Source organism: Methylobacterium guangdongense (assembly GCF_038442355.1).
Classification (GTDB): Bacteria; Pseudomonadota; Alphaproteobacteria; order Rhizobiales; family Beijerinckiaceae; genus Methylobacterium; species Methylobacterium guangdongense.
This window is the reverse complement of record NZ_JBBXMX010000004.1, coordinates 423,374-440,958: the sequence shown is the minus strand read 5'-3', so window position 1 is coordinate 440,958 and position 17,585 is coordinate 423,374. Positions and strand designations below refer to the sequence as shown.

Genomic DNA, 17,585 nt, shown 5'->3' with positions numbered 1-17,585 from the left:
CGGGTTCAGCGTTCATGATCCCTCCCTGATCGAAGTTTTAGGGCACCCCAGTGGGTGCATGTCTCGGACGGCTAATCCCATCGGGTCGATGTCGTTCTCCCACCACAATCGGCTTACTCGTCTGGTACGACCGGACTGACACGTGGTCATCGAAGGCCATGAGCCTTGGAGGACGCCGGCCCGGTCGCTGTCTTTCCTCAACCAGCACGCTAGGTTGCGGTCGCGTCGGCGCCCGTACCCGAAGGTCGAACACAATCGCGAACCTCGCCTTCGGGACGGCATGGATGACCGTTTTGGGGAAGGGCGCCCAGCTGAACGCAAGCCCGACCGCGGCATACTGTTCCGTAGGGTACCCTCAAGCGAATGGCCGACCGCAGCCAGTAGAGTCCGCTTATAGAACGTCGTCAGAGCCATCTGAATGACTGGGATGGGCGCGAAGCCGAAGGTCTGCTTTTCAACATCGAACTAAGTTGCGCGATTGGAGGAACCTTCAGCGCCCCGTTCGGCTGCTGCAGTGACTATAAAATTGATACGCTCTTGGATCATAATCTCAGGACGCGATCAGAGTATTTGGTGCCATCACATCAATTATGTCCAATCGTGTCGTCCAAGTTAAGATATGATCGCAGATTTTGTCATGCCACTTTTTGAACGGCGAATGCGATGACAAGCTAGACGACGACCGCAGCCTTGACATTAGGATAATTATCCGGTACTGATACTTTCGTCGCCCACCCTGCGCGACTGAAAGCACCTGCGATGACGCCGCTTCAGTTCCTGCCCCGCCCGCCCGCTTGGCGCGCCCCACCACCGCGATCAGCGCGGCCTCAGCGCAAAGCATCTTCCCCTCGCAAGGCGGCCTCCGGGCCGCCTTCGTCGTTTCTGGAGCTCCAACATGTCCAATCAGCAGCCTAAGCCGATCAACACCAACGGTGCTCGGAGTCAACCGTCCAAAACCGTTAGACTTCTCGGCGAACCCGGGGGCGGCTCGCAGCCCCTCGCTAGCGCAACCTCAGCTGCGTCACCCGCGCCCAAGCCTACGGCTCCGGTGACCCCGACGGGCAGTACAGCCGCCGCGCTCGCTCAGGCCGCTTCAGGACCATCCAAGCCGCCGGCCGGCGATGCCCGTGTGCCCGGCAGCTGGGACGCGATCAAGCCGGGCTCGCTCGTGCTCGCCACCGAAGGGCATGCCGAGGGCTGGTTTGAGACGCTCGTCGTTGCCACCCGCGCCGACGACCGCTTCCTCCTACGGTGGCGCGACTGGCCCGAGCTGCCCGAGTTCACCCGCCGCCGCGACGAGCTCGCCCTGCTGCACCCCGCTACCGACCCGCAGGGCTGAGCACCCGCGTCCCGCATCGCTGCATCGAAGGAGAACGAAATGACCAACCGTGCCGATCAGATTCCGCCCGCCGCGAGCCTACCGGCCTTGCTGCCTACCGCTAAGGCACCGCAGCGAGTTCGCCCCTGTGCGGCTGCCGACGCCGTCTTAACAGCAGCCCTCGAAGCCGTCGCTAGCTTGGAAGGTGATGACCTGGAGGAGGTGCTGCGCGCCGCCGAGGCGCAGCGGCCCGGCGTGCGGCAGGCGCTGGGTGCCGCCTTCGAGGCCGAGGCGCATCGTTTCGCCGAACTCTCGCGGCGCGCCTTTGCAGCGGCCAACCGTTTGGCTGCCCATCGCGCATCAGCGGAGTGAAGCAGACGATGACGAACGTCCAGCCAGCGTCAGAACAAAACATGAACAAGAATACGCGATCTTATCCCGGGCACCGCTCGCGGCTCGGGGAGACCGCCAGTACCGCGCCCATCGCGCAGTTCAATGATGCGTTCCGTCGGAGCTTCGTCGGCGGTCGTGTGGTCGAGACGGCCGGTGTGCTCACGCTGCCAAAGGCCGAGCGCATCGCCGTCCTATTGGCTGTGCGCCGCTTCGACGGCTTCGACGGCGACAACGATCCCCACGGCGAGCACGACTTCGGCGCGGTCCAGGTCGGCGGGCGGCGCTGCTTTTGGAAGATCGACGCTTACGACTGCGAACTGCGCGGGCATTCACCCGATCCGGCTGACCCTGCGGTGACGACGCGCGTCCTGACTATCATGTTGGCCGAGGAGTACTGACGTGGCCGATCACCACCGTAGACGTCCCGCGTTTCGGGCGCTGGTGTTAGGCTCGCTCGCTCCTGCAGCGATGTTCGGGGGCTGCTCACGCGACATCCGGTGCAGCGACAAGGTCGTCATCGACGCGCTCCACCGGTCGCTCGACCAACTTTATGCCGAGTTCCGACAAGTTGCCGACGTGGAATGGGAAATTCGCGACCTCGTCGCGGTCGAGCAAACCCCGCGTAGGTCGGTCTGCAAGGCGATGACCCGCATCAGCGTCACCTTCGCCGGTTCCAAGCAGCAGGAAGACACCGCGATCACTTTCTATGCCGAAGCGACAGAGAAGGGCGACGTGGTCGTGACCGTGCCGACGCCGAACCGCCCAAAGCAATGAGGCGGACGCACGTATCGCTGCCTGCCTGCCACGTTGATGAGAGCACTGCGTTGGCGCGAGGCGGCGTATGAACCTTGAAGACTACCTCGTCCTGTTCGTCGCCTGCGTCTGGCTAATCGTGCTGGCGGGATTCGCCCTGCCGTCGGTTATCGCTTTCAGGCAACGCGATCCGAACCGCTGGCTGATCCTGGCGATCAGCGCGAGCGTCGTCGGTTGGGCCCTGGCGCTGGCGTTGTCAGTGTACCCGCTGCTTCGCTTAGGCGGCCTTCAGGGCCCAGATGTCGATGATGTAAGTCATCGCATGGCCGACCAGTTACCTCCGCTGCTGATGGCCTCGCAAAAGCGCACTGAGCCTACGTGACCGGGTGGGTAATTCTCCGGGGCCTCTTTAGCGATTAAACACCCTGGGCTCTCGCACGTGAGCCCACGTCTGAACGTAGCTGAGTTCGCATAGCTGAATGCGTTGAATTTTTTTTGCGACGGCTGTGAGCGACGACGCTGGGCTGAAAGCTGAAGATTGCTAAGGGTGGTTTCAGGACAGTCCGCTTCCGAGCAGAAAAGGCGTTGAAGCTGACATCGCTCGGCGCGCTTTGATGATGCCGGGCGGACTTTGGACACAGCTCCAGGCCTTGGGTCTCGGCGACTATCGCTCAGGGTAGGCCGCGCTTCGAGGGGGGTAGCTGGCCAAGTAACGGGCGCGCTCCCATAGATCGATGCCATGGCCATTCGGCAGCGTCGAGGCGAGGGCTTTCGCTTCATCGTCACTGTGCGCCTGGATCGTGTGGCTCTCCCCCACCCTCCCATCTGCGCTGAGGCTGAACACACGGTACATCCGGGCCCCCGGGGCAGGCTCATCGATACTGGTGGGTGAACCTGTCACTCGAACGACCAGTCCAATGCAGGCGCGACCCGGATGATCGCCGCCTCAACGGTAGACGCCCACGCCAGCGGATCGGGGGTTATGCGCGCTGGCGCGGGCGTCATCGGCAAAGCCGACGCAATCGATCTTGCATAATCAACCTTGAACCGCATCCCAGAAAAACGCTCAGTCTCCTTCAGCCGCCCACAACTTTCCTTCAGGCCAGGGCGCGAGAGATCTCTGTTCTTGCTCAGCCATCAACTCACGCTTGGCCATGAACCAGAACTGCATTTCGTAGCCTTCCGGGCGGTGATGCCGCTCCCAGAGGTCGTAGGCTCGTGCGCGAATTTTGTCATGTGTAATTAAGGCTGTCTGCGCCTTCGCGCTGTGTGTCGTCGGTGCATCGGCGGATGACGAATCATCCATCAAAGACTTCCCTGCTCCGCGATCCATCGCAGATAGGCAAGGCCGCGTTGCCGAGCATCACGGTCCGTGATGCTGGCGAAGATTTCTGCGGCCTCTGCGTTCTCAACAAGAGTGCGAGCCTTGTCGCAGAGTGGCTCATTCGGTCGTACAAAGGCGCTTGGCGGGAGGTCGAGCGCCACCGCTATCCTCTCCATTGTCGCGGTCGTAGTCGCCCGGGAATTCGTCTCCGGTATGTCTTGAAGGGACGCTGAGCCCTCAAGCTGGCCGGACAGGACATGGCGATTCATGGACGCAGCTCCCCCGTTTTCGCTATAATGGGGAGCACGGCGGTTGACCGGTATGATGCAGATGTACCGGTTATGCAGACGATTGATTGGTACAGTCTGCATTCGTTTCGCGTCAGGCAGCGCGACTTTCCGTTTGCGAGGCCACCAACGAGCAGCCTTTATGCTGATACAAAAACTCTAAGTTGAAAGATGTGACGACTGCTGAACGCAACTCGTCAAGGCAATTGCCACCTTTGGCGGCCTGACCTACGCGCGAGCCAGCGACGATTCGGCCGATGCGCGATGTCCGAGAAGGGTGGTTTCCTGCCCGGCCGCTTCTGGACGACGGATGCAGCGAAACGGACATAGCCTTGGGGACCGCTCTCGACCCTTAGCTGACCTTTAGCTCTGATTGGCTATCGAAGGCGTATGGACCACGATCATGATCAGGAGTGGGCGGAGAACTGGTCGCGCCGCAGCAACGAGGAGATAGCCGCGACGTGGATAGATTTCCAAGGTCGTCTTCACGTGTCGCCGGAGAGAATGGGCGAAGACCGATCTTGGTGGGCGGTCGATGCGATTATGGGTCTATCAGAGGATAACCCGTTTCGGGCGCTGGAAATATGCTTTGCCGTAGCTCGATTATCCAACGATCCGAAGGTACTTGGGGCGCTCGGTGCTGGGCCGCTAGAGGATATTATCTCTGAAAATCCGAACGTTATCGATGTCGTTTCTCAAGAAGCCACGTCGAACGAAAATCTCATAACGGCGCTGGGGTCGATGTGGCAGAGCACTATCCCAGATGATGTCTGGTCCGTTCTCCAGAAAATAATGGCAAAGTCGTAGTCAGAACCTCTGGCGCAACGCCGATGAACGTAAGCTTTCCACCCTCAGCAGATTTAGTAGCCGTCCTCGTCTTCAATGAGTGAGTGACCCGGTTCATCGCTTTGCGGGAGCTTCGCCCCACACCAGGGACAGAAGGCGATCTCCACGACGCTGCTTCCGCCGTCGTGCACCATGAGGCCATACCCACTTCGCGTCTTCGCGATAAACGCGTCTGGGCAGTCGGGTCGGTTCGGGTGCACATCGCACCTGTGTTGCAGGTCGGCGGCCATCCGTTCGCAACAGGGAGTATCCATGGCGACGGTATGCCCACTGCGGACTATTATTGAAAGTTCGCTACCTACCCCGAGGTGAAGTTGCCGAGCGGTTGATGAACGTCCGCTTCGTGGGAACGCCGACAACGCTTCCGGCGACCGGGTTGGGTCGCCAGCGGAACGTCCGCTTGCAGGCCACGGTAAAATTCCGAAACTCACCTATCATGGGCAGAATTTGCGTGACTAATTTAGGGAGAAGTTCTTAGAACTGTGGGTCGCCTCCAGCAGCATACAGCGCCACCTTCGCCTCAAGCGCACGGCTCACGAAGGCTGCGGCTAAACTGTCATCACCGTCGTCGGCTGCCCAGGCCCAAAAATCTGTAGGACTGATGCCGCGACTGCCGCTCGCGTCGAGAGCCTGCAAGTGGTCCCACCAAAGCCACCACCCATCGACAATGCCTTGTCCGGGCCCCAGGGTGGTGCTTAAACGAGCGATCTCTTCGGCGTATACACCGGCCATTGCGCGCCGCTCCTTCCGCAAGCAGACACCGAGCGCAACGTTTCGGAAGAAAGTCGCTTCGGCTGAAAGTGCAAAATCAAAGCGCGGGTCGCCGATGTCGAGCCGCAGCATGCCATTACGCTGGGGCGAGAAGAGAGCTGCCTCGTCCGCGACCGGACGGATCGCGCCGAGCCCTGCCGCGCGGGCACGCGTCTGAACGGCGTCAACGAAGCGGTCGTTGATTGTCGCGGCCAGCGCCTCGCGTGCATCCATGATGTCGATGGAAGCAGCGACGGTTTCGGGGGTTGCGGTGAGAAGGTCGATGATCTGCTGCACAGCGTGAGCGTCCTTTCCCGCGAAGCGCATGTCCAAAGATTCTTCGAGGTCGAGAAGAAACGCGGCGACTTTCGCTTCGGTCGTAGCTAACCGGCACGCTGCTACCCAGTCGCGCACGTGAGTACCGAGTTTCAGCGCACGCGTCCCGGCCTGCTCGATGGCCCCGATAACCGCGGCATCCCATCCAGCCCCGAGAAGGGTGATGACGCGCGCCTGCCTTCCAAGATCACGCGGCAGTGTACGGGCGTAACGCTCCAACTGTTGGTCGCCGAAGCGAGCGGTCGGCTTGTTTTCGATGAGGAGCAGAAAGGTGGGGTGAACGACCTCGATGTCGATGCGCCCCATCAATCGTCCTAAAGCGTAGCGGGGCACCTCTCGGCGAACCTTTGCTGACTGACAATCGTCTGGTGCAGCGATCCCGCAGAGACCTAGAAAGCTACGGAGATAGCGGTCGCCTTGACCATGCGTGCCTGCGGGATCCAGCATCCAGCCGATCACACGCGAGAGATCTATCTCGTCCACCAACAGCAGGGTTGCCGAGTTGAAACTTTTGCGCGCATCGCTGGCCTGTGCTCGCTGAGAAGCGACGGCCTCGACCAAATGTTGAATCGCGTATGGAGGCATCCGTACAGCCTGCCACTCGACCACTGCTCACGCAACGGCGACGTCGCGGCTTACCTAAGGTGTCGGCCATCATTCGCGCTCGCGCAGCACCCGGTAAACCTGCATGCGCGAGCAATTGAGCGCCTTTGCGATCACGGTCGGTCCATGCCCCTCGCCGGCCATGCGCCGGATGCCAGCATGATCGAGCCGAGCTTTGCCGCCGAGGTAAACGCCTGCCGCCCGCGCCCGCGTAATGCCTTCGCGCTGCCGCTCCTTAATAAACCGCCGCTCCATCTGGGCGACCATGCCGAGCACGGTCAGCACGACGTGGCCCATCTCACCACGCGTCGAGACATGGGGGTCGAGAACGGTGACGCTGGCGCCCCGTTGCTCGGCTTCGTGGATCAAGTTGAGCACGTCGCGGGTATCACGCCCCAGGCGGTCAAGGCGGGTAACGACGATCTCGTCGCCGGGGCGTAAGAAGGCGAGGATGATAGCGAGTTCGCCCCGACCCTCACGCGAGGCGCCCGAGGCTTTCTCGGCCCGAATAACGCCGCAGCCTTCGGCCGTGAGGCGGGCGACTTGGCCGTCGAGATCCTGGTCGATAGTGCTGACGCGGGCGTAACCGATGCGGGCCATGTGTCACCTCAGGCTGTAGGCCCGAGGCTACCGCGTCACAAATAGTCGCCGTCAACTCAGATGTTACGATGCGCGGTATCGCTGATGTTACGTCACGTCGGGGTATGCCCTGCCGTGACCTACCGTCCGCAACAATGGACCCGCCGCTAACGAATGAATCCTGGAGATACGTCGACACCGGAAAGGCCCATCAAACAATCTCGTTGACCCAATCATGATCGCGGTACCCGCGAAGCACGAGCTCGCTAAATCTAGAAAAGTCCGAGTCCCGGTCGATCATTCTCCGAAGCTCAGCCTTTATCTCGCGAAGACGCTTTTTTGCCCGAACGTCTCCCTCGCGATACTCCCGATGGGCCGATACCCCCTGCCTTACCAACCGCTTTATTTTTCGGCCCAGCTTTGCGCGAGCTTTGACAAAGTCGCTATGATTCAGGTTCAGTAGGTCAATACTGAAGTGAGCTCTCTTGTAATCCCAAGACGATTTATTTAGCACACGAGGTCGGGAAACGCCAAGTTGATCGAATGTTAGAAGATCGACATCATAAGCGTCCGTGGGATCGAGGAGCAGTGGTTCCTCATCTTCTAATTCATCTATATCGCATTCTGAGTGAACACGGCCAACCTCATCTCGAACGGGAAAAAAGTCCCACTTTCCTCCGGACAAGTCGGTATCAGGATTTGTACGCCGAGAGTTGCAAAACCGGCAACTAAATCGAAAATTCTTCCAATTAAAAGCGAGCCACCAATAGCCTTCGTGACCTGGGTCTTGTGCAGTCTCAGGCCAACTCGGATAGCGTCGGATCTTGCCTTTCGGGCGAAAATGATCTACGTCGCGATCCCCACCTAAGGACGTGCACTCACTGTACCAACATTTCCCGTTCGACAATTCGGCTAGAGCGTCTTTTATATCTGACCAATTCCCTTTGTCTGTTATAAAGCCGCCGCGCTCGTTTGCTGGCTTGTTTCGAAGCTCTGCCAACAGCCCATCCGACTCGTTCTCGAACGCTTCAACGTTACCGTCCCAGAGCTCATCAAGGTCTATGAAGCGCATCAGTCGTCCGTCCGGTCTTGGTCGAGCTCGTTGAGAATATCTCGGGTCACGTTGACCTCGTTTTCGCGCTCCTGAGATGTAAGCGGTCTTGATCGAGGATACAGAGCACCGCGGCGAGCTTTGGCGTTGAGAAAATCTGCATACTCAGGGTCATCAACCGATTCATCGTAGAAGTCGCGACTGTCCAATAAGCAGTTCAAGCGACGAAGTTTTCTTCTGTCTGAAGCGGTAAGGGTGTCCTTCGACATCAGCGCAGTCTTGGCGTCAAGAAGGCGCTGAGTTCCTCGGTCAAGCGTAGTTGGCAAGTCAAACAATTCGCTTCGGAGGATAGTGGCCACTCCCATCCCCCGCGGATCCGAATCTGGCTGATGCGCGAACACAACTCGCGTCGTTGCGTCTCTCTCCGTTATTAGAACCTGTTCTTTCCTAAGGTCACTCAATACGAGTGGATCATGGGAACTCATCAGAATGTGGCTTCGACGGTTGGCCCCGATGAAACTCGTGACAAGCTCGATGTACTCGGTGCCCCACCGAGGATTTAGATGCGTGTCCGGTTCATCAAGAAGAAAAAGAGACTCCTCCTCACTGGTGAAGCGAAGAAGCCCAAGAACCATTAGGAGTTGCTGCTCTCCTTCGCTCAGTTCTCGGAATGTCAAGCCCCCATCGACATGCGCCGCGCGAACTCGTACCCTGACTTCTGCGAGGAGTTCGTTGATGTAGGTGCTCTCCAACCTCGCAAACAGTTCCGCAGGCGACGTGTAGTGACTCAGAAGAGCCGCTAGAGATTCCTCTTCCGGTAGGAACAGATACAGCTCACTTTTTGTCTCGCGGCGACGAAAATCTAACTCTACGGCTCGCTCAAGCCGCAGGGGAGCGATGGCTAGATCATAGAGCTTGGATAAGAAGTCCGCTACGACCCCACGCGACAACCAAAACCGAGGGTCACCATGGAGGCTCTTCCAACTTGGCTGCCTCATAACGAATAGGACGGATTCTAAACCTTCGATTCCTAGTTTGTCCCTAAGCAAAGACTTTGTACTCTCATCGTGATAGCCGAAAAAGGCCAGCAGAGCGAACTGACTATGTACGAGACGACCGTAGAACAGATATCGGTGTGCGTCTTCACGACCGCGGAGGAGTGCATCGTAGAAACGCTTTTGATGCCTTCTAAAATGTTCTTCTAACCGTGTAGACATCCCAGAGTAGTATCCGAAGACGGTCCTAGGCAGATATGGCGACCTTTCCTGGCGCAGTTCGGCTGCGCTGATTCGGACCCGCTTTCCGTCGGTTGTGAGCCGTCTCACGGAAAGCCGACCCGACTTCCGTTCAGGATCGCATTCTGCTTCGATCTCGCTTCCGTTGCACTCATACCGAAGGTAATACTTAAAATTAGATGGCTCGCCGAAATCCAAATCGCGGAATATCTCTACGATTGCCTCCATCAAATTCGATTTACCCAATCCGTTCTTTCCAACGAGTGCAGTTATCGGTGATTCAACGTCGAACCTGACGCGGAAGTCCTTCAGATTTCTGTATTGCGCGAGGTGTAAGTAGCGGAGCCTCATTGGCTGTAGCCGTGTCTTAGAACGACCCGCGAAGCGTCCAATCTCGTTTCCTCGATGGCGCCGGCTCTTATCTCTCTACGCAATGCAAGGTAAAAATTTTCCACTTCTTCCACACCAAAGTCGGATAATTCAAATAGTTTTTCGGGCGTCAACTCGCCTCCGGCGTCCAGAAGCAAATCTCCTAGATTTCTGCTGCTGCCACTCTGACTGCTAGGAGACTTTTTTGATCGGAATTCGTTCGGTTTCCTACCATCTGCCATCGATGAACTTTCATTATTTTTCCGCGGCTCACGCGGAACTGCGGGCAGTTCAGGGGCAACATTTGAGGTAAGATCTGCCAGCAAGGGAGAGATAACTTCGATATTGCCGGACAGTGCATTTTCCAGAAAAGCGGCACCTAATTCACTGGCTTCGTCCGCGGCCAGCGCAACTCGTTGCAGTACACCGGCTAAGAGATCTAATCGCTTCTCGATTTCGTTAACAATTTCACTAGCTTCCGGTGTTGGTGCCATTGGTATAAAAATGCCAGCAACGCGAGCCTTATTGAGCGCACGCTGACTATTTCCCGCCCCAAGCTTGCGGGTTTCTTCGTAATTACTCTCTAAGAAATAGAATACATACTCGGGAAGGATCTCGGCTGCGGGAATTAGGATTGCGGCTGAATTTTGGCTGTTCGCTGCAGCTATGTCCAGAATGGCCGCCTGACCTCTGGTTCTTCCCTCCCCGATCATCGCAACTAGGACTGTTCCCGGCGGATGAAGCTTCGTTGAACTACCGGCCAAGCCGGACTCAGTGATCCTCTCCCGGGTCTCTTGAATTCGGTTGAACTTAATCTCACCGCTGCTCACCCACGGAATGTTACCGTTCCAGTACGATTGATCGCGCCGACTGGGGGTCGAGCCTACTTGGATATCAAATAGATATCCAAGCGGCCGCTTGCACCAATGGCGAGGCAGATTTACGTCAGATGATGCGCCGGCCCCATCAGATCGGTACGGCGGACGGCGTGCGGAGGTCGGTGCTTCATCATTTCCTCCGTTCGAGCGCATGGCAGCGATACGGGCCGTCCAAAGGTCGGCGCTTTCTGGGCTAGGATGGCTCTCCCGCCACCCCGCGGTCAGTTGGCCCCGAAATGCCGATGCGAGGACCTCGGCCCGATAGGCCGCCACCGCCTTTGGGAGGTCGTCAAGCAGATCCTGAGCCGCGAGCAAGTCAGTCCAGCCTTGGCGCAGCGTAGCTATCATTCGGCGCTGCTCATCCAATTCGGGCAATGTGACCTCGAATCTGACCAGATCTTGGAATCGAACTCTTGGACGATCTCCAGTAGCTGCAGCGGTGGCGAAGGTCGTGAAAGATCTGGTCATCAAAATGAAAGGAAGTAAGTCTTGATCCATGCTTGGTTTACTTCTAAGAACGAATATCTCTGTCGAGCATACGCCTTCGAAGTCTGGTTGGAATACTTTAGCCAAGTTGGGTCGCATACGTCCGTACAGCACGTCGCCGGGTTGGAAGCGATAGACGCTGCCCGTTACCGCTTCACTGCTGCCAATGCTTTTAAGTCGCATCTTACGAGGTTCAATATGCTCCAAACCGATGAAGGGACTTGCCGGCAGAGACTTGGGATCGACCCTCGTGGCAGAAAGGTCCACTACCTGTGCCAATGAAAGAAGGCGACGAGAACTAGTTATGATTTTATTGGGCATGCCGTGATCCTGAAATCCGGATCAGGTCCTGAATTGCTCGGATTCGGGCCAGCGCGTCCTCAAGCTGCTCCGCGATACCCTCTACAAGTTGAAGCGAGTTTGCGGCTTCCAGCTCGTCGGCGGGTCCAATCTGACGTATAGGCAGGTTGAGGGTATCTCCCATGTCGGCAATCTCCTGCCTTGTAAACCGCTGAAACCGGCCACCGGCATCGCCGTCTAGACGTTTGCTGCGTCCGTAAGGATCTGTTCCAAATGCACGCAAAAAGCCTTCGAAAAGCGAACGGTCGAGGGGAGACCGCTTGCTGAAGCGTCCTATTCCCGAGCGCAGATCGTAGAGCCAGACCTCGCTAGTTGCATCTGAATCTGTATGCGCGTCGGGGTCGCGGCAAAAAAACAGGACATGCGTTTTGACGTCAGGAGCATAAAATATGCCTGTCGGCAGCCGGAGGATGGTGTGTAGCCTGCAATGGTGCATTAGAAGCCGCCGGATCTGCGTACCAGCACCGTTCTCAAAGAGTACGTTGTCCGGAAGAACAATCGCGGCTCGCCCCCGGTCAGAAAGACTCACGATGGCATGCTGAAGGAAATTTAGTTGCTTGTTGTTGGTCCTTACCGGCAGGTCTGTGCGATTAGGCAGTCCACTTCGTCGTGTCCCAAAAGGCGGATTTGTTATGATTACGTCGGCTCGATCAAGATCTTGACCATCAGCTTTCAACGCGTCACCTACAGATAGGGCTCCCCCAATACCGTGTAATAACATGTTCATCCTGCCAAGACGGCAAGTGTCTGGCACGAGCTCCAGCCCACAGAATGCGCGCTCCTCCTGAAACTGCCGCTCAGGTGGAGATAGCCTTCGATGAAATTCAGTCTGATTCTTTATAAAAGCATCAGCGGCGACAAGGAAGCCGGCGCTGCCAGCGGCGGGATCTTGTACCAGTTCAGTGTGCTTTGGTTGAACCACCTGAATGATACAGTCAATGAGAGGCCTGGGTGTGAAATACTGGCCAGCACCTGCTTTAGACTCTTCGGCGCTCCTTTGCAGCAGCCCCTCATAAGCGGCTCCAAACTGGTCGACGTCAGCATGGTACCAATCAGCGTCGTCGAACCCGTCCATAATCGCGATCAGTGCTTTCCCGCTGCGAATGGATGTCGTTGTACCGCTGAAGACAGCTCGGATGTAGACAGATTCTGACCGTCCGAGTTTCTCGAGTATTGTGGTGTATGCACCTATTATATCGGTCTCGGTTTTCCGACGGAGATCCTCCCACGAACAACCTTTTGGAAGCTTAAGCTTGCCTTCACGAAGTGGCTCAATAGCGCCGTGAGCGCGGCGCTCTGAGACCATCTTTAGAAAAAGCAGTAAAGTTAGCTCGTTAACATACTCATGATATGTGATTCCTTCATCTCGCAGGAAGTGGCATAGTCCCCAAAGCTTTTGAACGATATGGGACTCGGTGAGCATCTCGTTATACGATCTCTTGTCTGGGCCATTTAGAATGTGCCAGCTCCGCTAAATTGCAGAGGGACTGCGCGGTGGAATACGGCTCAGGCTTGCACATGCTTGCTGCTTTCGGATCCTACCAGACATCGACCGGCGTTACTGGTTTGGGTTCGAACGCTCAGGGCCGTGCTTAAGTCGGACATTCGAAGGAAGGCAATCTGCATCAGCGGCTGACCGGATTCGGCCCATGGTGAGCGACCATATGCGATGTGGGTGCGTCGTGTGAACTTTTACTTTCCGCGCGGCCACTTTCCTGCGCTGCGCGGGCAGAACGAGGTCGGGCCTGTTCAAGGCTGTATCGCGAACACACGGTTTCGGTATGACCACCGTAGGCTGGACCACTGTGGTGCTCCGCTTACCCGACGATGGCGGCCTCGGACTGCTGTGCGCGGTCGCCAAGATCGCCGACTCCGCCTCCTGAGTCGCGGCGCTGGAGCCGGACGGAACTGACCGAGCCCTTGTTCCCATGGGTGCTGTCGCCCTCAACTGGCTGCGTGCTTATCTACCGCTTGTTGCCGCAGGTCTCCCACAAAGGCCCAGCGTTGCTGTCTCTCGGTGTAACAGCGGGTGACCTACGCATCGGGATGCGGTTTGCAGGGCGGCGGGCGGACGCACTCGTTGCCGCGCTCGGTGAGGCGCGACGGACCATTCTCACTATGCCGGCCCGCTACACGACCTATCCGAACGCAGGTGTGCCTGTCTTCGAGGGCGTGGGCCGGCTAGTGCGGGTACCTGCTCCCGTGACGCTCACCACGCCGGATGTCCTGTCGGCCTGGGGCTACCTGTCGGTACCAGGACCGCTGTGGCGCACTCTGCTGCGGCTCGGCGCTTGGGTCGAACCCGTGCTCGTCGCAGAGTGGGCGCGGCTGATTCGGGGCTACGCCGTGCGCATGGGCCGGGCTTGTTCGCCGGGAGAGATCGAGGCGCAACTCGTCTGGCAGGAGCCGGCGCGCGATACCGCTCTGGCGCGCCTCGTCGCGGCAAGGCTCGCGGAGGCAGGCACGCCGCCGATCTGCGTCTGGTCCAATATGCCGCTGCGTCTAGACACGCTCGACATCGACCACGGGCTGCCATGGTCGGCGTGGCCATGCGGCGACCTATGGAACCTGTTCCCCGCCTCGCGACGGGTCAATCAGCACGAGAAACGCGACCGGCTCCCATCGGCAGCGGCGCTGGCTCGGGCGCGCGAGCCGATCCTGACGTGGTGGCATGCGGTCGGGGACGCCGACGCGGCGCTGACCGACCGGTTTTGGGCCGAAGCGCGGGCCGCGCTGCCGGTTGCGGCAGACTCCTCGTATGAAGCCGCGTTCTCCGGACTGGAATGGCGCCGCCTGCGCGTCAGCCAGGATCAGCAGCCGCCGGAGTGGCAAGGGCGAACGGCCGCTGTTCCGTAGCGCGGTGCGGCCGAGCCACTGCTAAACCATGCGTGCGTTGCGGCTATCGCACGCCCAAGCAGGACTACCAGAGCGCGGGCCAATCTACCCGTGTTCCTAAGCTTAGAACAGATTCAATCTTCTAGGATACAAGATTTACATACTGAAGAGTCACTACTCTCCAGGAACTTTCTGCTCGTTTTTATGTTTGAGCCACAACGCACGATCAACTTCAGCGCGCTTGAGACGGTCAATCTCCTTCTCGTGCGTCAGCCAAAGGACGATGCCGACCATCGTCGCCAGGACGAGCGGGCCGAGAAAGAGAACAAGCATCTGTGCGAGCGTCAGGCTCACGCGCGCAGGGCTCCGAGCAGGCGTCTGGCCACCAGATGTAGTATACCTGCCAGCAGACTCCAACCAACCAGAAGAGCGCTGGCTGTAAGCGCGCTGGCGGTGCCCGAGAAGATCGCGACCGACGGGGAGATGCCGCCGACAGCCACGGAGGCGACTGCGACCCCGTTGACCCACATCGCCGTCAGCTTCGCCCGCTCATTGCGGATCAGCTTGGCGTCGTCGGGGCTGAGGGGCGGGATTTCGGTATCGGCCATGACACGGGGTAGCTCGGAGCAACCGAGGGGTTGAACAGGGGCTCGATCCGTGAGGCCATTTAGAACAAAACAGGAACAAAATCCAGGGTTGATCTCGCCTTCCCGCCGGTTTCGGCGCTACCATCTCCAAAATACCAGAGCGCGGCTTTCGGCAGTTATAGGCGGCGAAGGCCGCGACGCATCGCATCAGCAGGGCACGGTCACGGCCATGCACCAAACATTCGATTGCATGTCCGTTCGTGATGGCCATCACTGAGGTTGTGCCGTCTCACTGAGCCATTCACGCAGCTTGGTCCAGCGCGGCCGCATGTTGCCGCCGCGGACTGCGATCCCGAGCGCCTTGCGTTGTGCGAGCAGCACGACGAGTCGCTTGCCGCGGGTCAACCCCGTGTACAGGAGGTTCCTCGCCAGCATGGTCCAATGCTGTATGGCGAGCGGGATCACCACCGCCGGGTACTCCGAGCCCTGTGATTTGTGGATGGTCGTGGCGTAGGCCGGTACCAGCGTGTCCAACTCGCCGTAGGGGTAGATTACCTCCCGCCCCTCAAAATCGACGATCACCGCCCCCTCGTCCTCATCAATGCGAGCCACCGTGCCGAGATCACCGTTGAACACCTCGCGGTCGTAGTCGTTTTGGCTCTCCATCACCCGATCTCCAGGCGAGAAGCGCCAGCCGAACCGCTCCACCGAGATCGCCGGGTCCGGGTTCAGCACCGCCTGGAGGGCGTGGTTGAGGTTGCGCGCGCCGAGCACCCCGCGCTGCATCGGGGTGAGCACCTGCACCTCGCGCACCGGATCGAGGCCGAACCGGGCCGGGATGCGCTTGGTCACCACCTCGATCAGCGTCGCCACCGCGGGCTCGGGCTCGTCGATCTCGATCAGGTGGAAGTCACTGTCCGCGCCCCGTGCGGCCGGTTCGGGCATTTTGCCGGCATTAATCCGGTGCGCGTTCACCACGATCCGGCTCTCGGCCGCCTGCCGAAACACCTCTGTGAGGCGCGCCACCGGTATCGCCCCCGAAGCGATGACGTCCGCCAAGACCTGCCCAGGCCCAACGGAGGGCAGCTGGTCAACGTCCCCGACGAGGAGTAGCCCAGCGTGCTCCGGGATCGCCTTGGTCAGGGCGTTCATCAGCGGCACATCGACCATCGAGGTCTCATCGATCACCAGCAGGTCGCAGGCGAGCGGGTTGTCCTCGTTGCGCGAGAAGCCGCCGTGCTTCGGGTCGATCTCCAGCAGGCGGTGGATCGTCTTGGCCTCTAACCCCGTCTGCTCGTTCATGCGCTTGGCCGCCCGGCCGGTTGGGGCGGCTAGCAGCACCTGCACGCCCTTCGCACGCAGGATGCGCAGGATCGTGTCGAGCGTCGATGTTTTACCCACGCCTGGACCACCAGTGATCACCGCGAGCTTGGCGCCGAGCACGCGGCGCACGGCCTCCCCTTGCGAGGGCGAGAGCGTCTTCCCGGTCTTCTCTTGGACCCAGGGCATTGCGCGGGCGAGGTCAATCTCGGGCCAGGGCGGCATGCCCTTCGTTCGCCGGAGGAGCCGCTCGGCGATCACCCGCTCGGCGGCGTGCAGCCCGGCCAGGAAAATGCACGCCTTATCGCCGAGGATGTCCTGCACGACCTCGCCGGTCTCCAGCACGTCGAGCAGCGCCGAGCGGATCAGCGTCGCCTCGACGCCGAGCAACTCGCCCGCGAGCTTGATCAGCTCCGCCACAGGTAGCGCACAGTGGCCGCCGTCGGTCGCCGTCTGAAGGGCAAACGAGATGCCCGCGCGCAGCCGCTGCGGCGCCTCTGCAGTCAGCCCGAGCTTCATCGCGATGGCGTCGGCAGTCTTGAAGCCGATGCCGCGGATATCCTTGGCCAGCCGATACGGATCCTCGGTCATGACCGCGATGGCCTCGTGACCGTAGGTCTTGAAGATCCGCACCGCCCGCGCCGTTCCGACACCGTGGGCGTATAGGAACAGCATGATCTCGCGCACGGCCTTCTGCTCGGCCCAGCCGGCGATGATGCGGGCGGCGCGCTTCGGGCCGATGCCGGCGACCTCGGGCAGTCGCTGCGGCTCAGCCTCGATGATCTCGAAGGTGCCTTCCCCGAAGGCCGCGACGATGCGCTTGGCCATGGCGGGGCCGATGCCGCGCATATGGCCCGACGCGAGGTACTTCTCGATGCCCTCGACCCCGGTGGGTGGCGTGACCTTGAGGGTATCGGCCTTGAACTGCACGCCGTGCTGGCGATCCGTGTGCCAGATGCCGGTGGCGGTGATCCACTCGCCGGCCGCAATGGCGGGGGCGTGGCCGATCACCGGCACGAGGTCGCGCTTCCCCCGCGCCTGCACCTTGAGCACGCAGAAGCCGGTCTCCGGGCTGTGGAAGGTGACGCGCTCGATGGTACCGGCCAGCGCCTCGATCTCTGGACCGGCCGAGCCGGGGAATGGGCGCGCAGCCACGGCGGCTATAAGATCCTACGGGCCTGCCTCGGAGATCGATGTACGAGGCGTTTCCGCAATATGGGCCGCCGCTCACTTGATGTCATGGTGCTGATCGACACAGCAGGCAGTGTCGGCGAG

At 59.6% G+C, this 17,585-nt stretch carries 18 protein-coding genes; 7 read left to right on the top strand and 11 right to left on the bottom strand.

Annotated features, from left to right (window positions below; genetic code table 11):
• The first annotated feature begins 1,129 nt into the window (after positions 1-1,129).
• The 5 genes from AAHG09_RS11885 to AAHG09_RS11865 all read left to right on the top strand — a co-directional run bounded on the left by AAHG09_RS11885 (position 1,130) and on the right by AAHG09_RS11865 (position 2,846).
• The gene (locus tag AAHG09_RS11885; RefSeq protein WP_342107387.1) at positions 1,130-1,339 is read left to right on the top strand and encodes a hypothetical protein; all 210 of its coding nucleotides are present in this window, start codon (positions 1,130-1,132) and stop codon (positions 1,337-1,339) included.
• Between the two features lie 39 nt (positions 1,340-1,378).
• Positions 1,379-1,690, top strand: a complete 312-nt coding sequence (locus AAHG09_RS11880; RefSeq protein ID WP_342107386.1) for a hypothetical protein — start codon at positions 1,379-1,381, stop codon at positions 1,688-1,690.
• A gap of 41 nt (positions 1,691-1,731) precedes the next feature.
• The gene (locus tag AAHG09_RS11875) at positions 1,732-2,109 is read left to right on the top strand and encodes a DUF3768 domain-containing protein (protein WP_342107384.1); all 378 of its coding nucleotides are present in this window, start codon (positions 1,732-1,734) and stop codon (positions 2,107-2,109) included.
• A gap of 1 nt (position 2,110) precedes the next feature.
• On the top strand, positions 2,111-2,485 hold the full coding sequence (locus AAHG09_RS11870) for a hypothetical protein (RefSeq protein WP_342107382.1): 375 nt from the start codon (positions 2,111-2,113) through the stop codon (positions 2,483-2,485).
• Positions 2,486-2,552: 67 nt separating this feature from the next.
• Positions 2,553-2,846, top strand: a complete 294-nt coding sequence (locus tag AAHG09_RS11865; RefSeq protein ID WP_342107381.1) for a hypothetical protein — start codon at positions 2,553-2,555, stop codon at positions 2,844-2,846.
• A gap of 684 nt (positions 2,847-3,530) precedes the next feature.
• Here AAHG09_RS11865 and AAHG09_RS11860 read toward each other — a convergent pair.
• The gene (locus AAHG09_RS11860; protein WP_342107379.1) at positions 3,531-3,770 is read right to left on the bottom strand and encodes a DUF2934 domain-containing protein; all 240 of its coding nucleotides are present in this window, start codon (positions 3,768-3,770) and stop codon (positions 3,531-3,533) included.
• 695 nt (positions 3,771-4,465) lie between these two features.
• Here AAHG09_RS11860 and AAHG09_RS11855 point away from each other — a divergent pair.
• Entirely contained in the window at positions 4,466-4,882 is a 417-nt protein-coding gene (locus AAHG09_RS11855) for a DUF6869 domain-containing protein (protein WP_342107377.1), read from the top strand.
• Between the two features lie 53 nt (positions 4,883-4,935).
• On the opposite strand, the gene AAHG09_RS31935 is transcribed toward AAHG09_RS11855, so the two are convergent.
• The 7 genes from AAHG09_RS31935 to AAHG09_RS11825 form a co-directional block, all read right to left on the bottom strand.
• Positions 4,936-5,151 carry a DUF6980 family protein gene (locus tag AAHG09_RS31935; RefSeq protein ID WP_412760022.1) on the bottom strand — a complete coding sequence of 72 codons (216 nt, stop codon included), beginning with the start codon at positions 5,149-5,151 and terminating at the stop codon, positions 4,936-4,938.
• Positions 5,152-5,395: 244 nt separating this feature from the next.
• Positions 5,396-6,568 (bottom strand): PDDEXK-like family protein, encoded by a 1,173-nt coding sequence (locus AAHG09_RS11850; protein WP_342107375.1) that lies wholly within the window; start codon positions 6,566-6,568, stop codon positions 5,396-5,398.
• A gap of 93 nt (positions 6,569-6,661) precedes the next feature.
• A complete protein-coding gene (locus AAHG09_RS11845) occupies positions 6,662-7,210 on the bottom strand; it encodes a recombinase family protein (protein WP_342107373.1) in 549 nt (182 codons plus the stop codon).
• A 190-nt stretch (positions 7,211-7,400) separates the two neighbouring features.
• On the bottom strand, positions 7,401-8,261 hold the full coding sequence (locus tag AAHG09_RS11840; protein ID WP_342107372.1) for an HNH endonuclease family protein: 861 nt from the start codon (positions 8,259-8,261) through the stop codon (positions 7,401-7,403).
• Positions 8,261-9,826, bottom strand: coding sequence for an ATP-binding protein (locus AAHG09_RS11835; RefSeq protein WP_342107371.1), 1,566 nt, complete (start codon positions 9,824-9,826; stop codon positions 8,261-8,263). The genes AAHG09_RS11840 and AAHG09_RS11835 overlap by 1 nt, the downstream gene beginning before the upstream one ends.
• A complete protein-coding gene (locus AAHG09_RS11830) occupies positions 9,823-11,529 on the bottom strand; it encodes a restriction endonuclease subunit S (RefSeq protein ID WP_342107370.1) in 1,707 nt (568 codons plus the stop codon). The genes AAHG09_RS11835 and AAHG09_RS11830 overlap by 4 nt, the downstream gene beginning before the upstream one ends.
• Positions 11,519-12,991, bottom strand: coding sequence for a class I SAM-dependent DNA methyltransferase (locus AAHG09_RS11825; RefSeq protein ID WP_342107369.1), 1,473 nt, complete (start codon positions 12,989-12,991; stop codon positions 11,519-11,521). Before AAHG09_RS11825 ends, AAHG09_RS11830 begins: the two co-directional genes overlap by 11 nt.
• Positions 12,992-13,770: 779 nt before the next feature.
• Between AAHG09_RS11825 and AAHG09_RS11820 the strand changes: the two genes are divergently transcribed.
• Positions 13,771-14,424 carry an HNH endonuclease family protein gene (locus AAHG09_RS11820; protein WP_342107367.1) on the top strand — a complete coding sequence of 218 codons (654 nt, stop codon included), beginning with the start codon at positions 13,771-13,773 and terminating at the stop codon, positions 14,422-14,424.
• Between the two features lie 153 nt (positions 14,425-14,577).
• Here the strand turns inward: AAHG09_RS11820 and AAHG09_RS11815 are convergent, their stop codons facing one another.
• The 3 genes from AAHG09_RS11815 to recD2 form a co-directional block, all read right to left on the bottom strand.
• Positions 14,578-14,757 carry a hypothetical protein gene (locus AAHG09_RS11815; protein WP_342107366.1) on the bottom strand — a complete coding sequence of 60 codons (180 nt, stop codon included), beginning with the start codon at positions 14,755-14,757 and terminating at the stop codon, positions 14,578-14,580.
• The gene (locus tag AAHG09_RS11810) at positions 14,754-15,011 is read right to left on the bottom strand and encodes a hypothetical protein (RefSeq protein WP_053622063.1); all 258 of its coding nucleotides are present in this window, start codon (positions 15,009-15,011) and stop codon (positions 14,754-14,756) included. The genes AAHG09_RS11815 and AAHG09_RS11810 overlap by 4 nt, the downstream gene beginning before the upstream one ends.
• Positions 15,012-15,260: 249 nt before the next feature.
• The gene (gene recD2 / locus AAHG09_RS11805; protein WP_342107365.1) at positions 15,261-17,465 is read right to left on the bottom strand and encodes an SF1B family DNA helicase RecD2; all 2,205 of its coding nucleotides are present in this window, start codon (positions 17,463-17,465) and stop codon (positions 15,261-15,263) included.
• Between the last annotated feature and the right edge of the window lie 120 nt (positions 17,466-17,585).

What these genes read in the sequence shown, in the direction of transcription:
- AAHG09_RS31935 (WP_412760022.1), bottom strand. Translation starts at nt 5,151, where the DNA reads ATGGCCGCCGACCTGCAACACAGGTGCGATGTGCACCCGAACCGACCC.
- AAHG09_RS11855 (WP_342107377.1), top strand. Translation starts at nt 4,466, where the DNA reads ATGGACCACGATCATGATCAGGAGTGGGCGGAGAACTGGTCGCGCCGC.
- AAHG09_RS11840 (WP_342107372.1), bottom strand. Translation starts at nt 8,261, where the DNA reads ATGCGCTTCATAGACCTTGATGAGCTCTGGGACGGTAACGTTGAAGCG.
- AAHG09_RS11810 (WP_053622063.1), bottom strand. Translation starts at nt 15,011, where the DNA reads ATGGCCGATACCGAAATCCCGCCCCTCAGCCCCGACGACGCCAAGCTG.
- AAHG09_RS11875 (WP_342107384.1), top strand. Translation starts at nt 1,732, where the DNA reads ATGAACAAGAATACGCGATCTTATCCCGGGCACCGCTCGCGGCTCGGG.
- AAHG09_RS11830 (WP_342107370.1), bottom strand. Translation starts at nt 11,529, where the DNA reads ATGCCCAATAAAATCATAACTAGTTCTCGTCGCCTTCTTTCATTGGCA.
- AAHG09_RS11880 (WP_342107386.1), top strand. Translation starts at nt 1,379, where the DNA reads ATGACCAACCGTGCCGATCAGATTCCGCCCGCCGCGAGCCTACCGGCC.
- AAHG09_RS11860 (WP_342107379.1), bottom strand. Translation starts at nt 3,770, where the DNA reads ATGGATGATTCGTCATCCGCCGATGCACCGACGACACACAGCGCGAAG.
- AAHG09_RS11865 (WP_342107381.1), top strand. Translation starts at nt 2,553, where the DNA reads ATGAACCTTGAAGACTACCTCGTCCTGTTCGTCGCCTGCGTCTGGCTA.
- AAHG09_RS11825 (WP_342107369.1), bottom strand. Translation starts at nt 12,991, where the DNA reads ATGCTCACCGAGTCCCATATCGTTCAAAAGCTTTGGGGACTATGCCAC.
- AAHG09_RS11845 (WP_342107373.1), bottom strand. Translation starts at nt 7,210, where the DNA reads ATGGCCCGCATCGGTTACGCCCGCGTCAGCACTATCGACCAGGATCTC.
- AAHG09_RS11835 (WP_342107371.1), bottom strand. Translation starts at nt 9,826, where the DNA reads ATGAGGCTCCGCTACTTACACCTCGCGCAATACAGAAATCTGAAGGAC.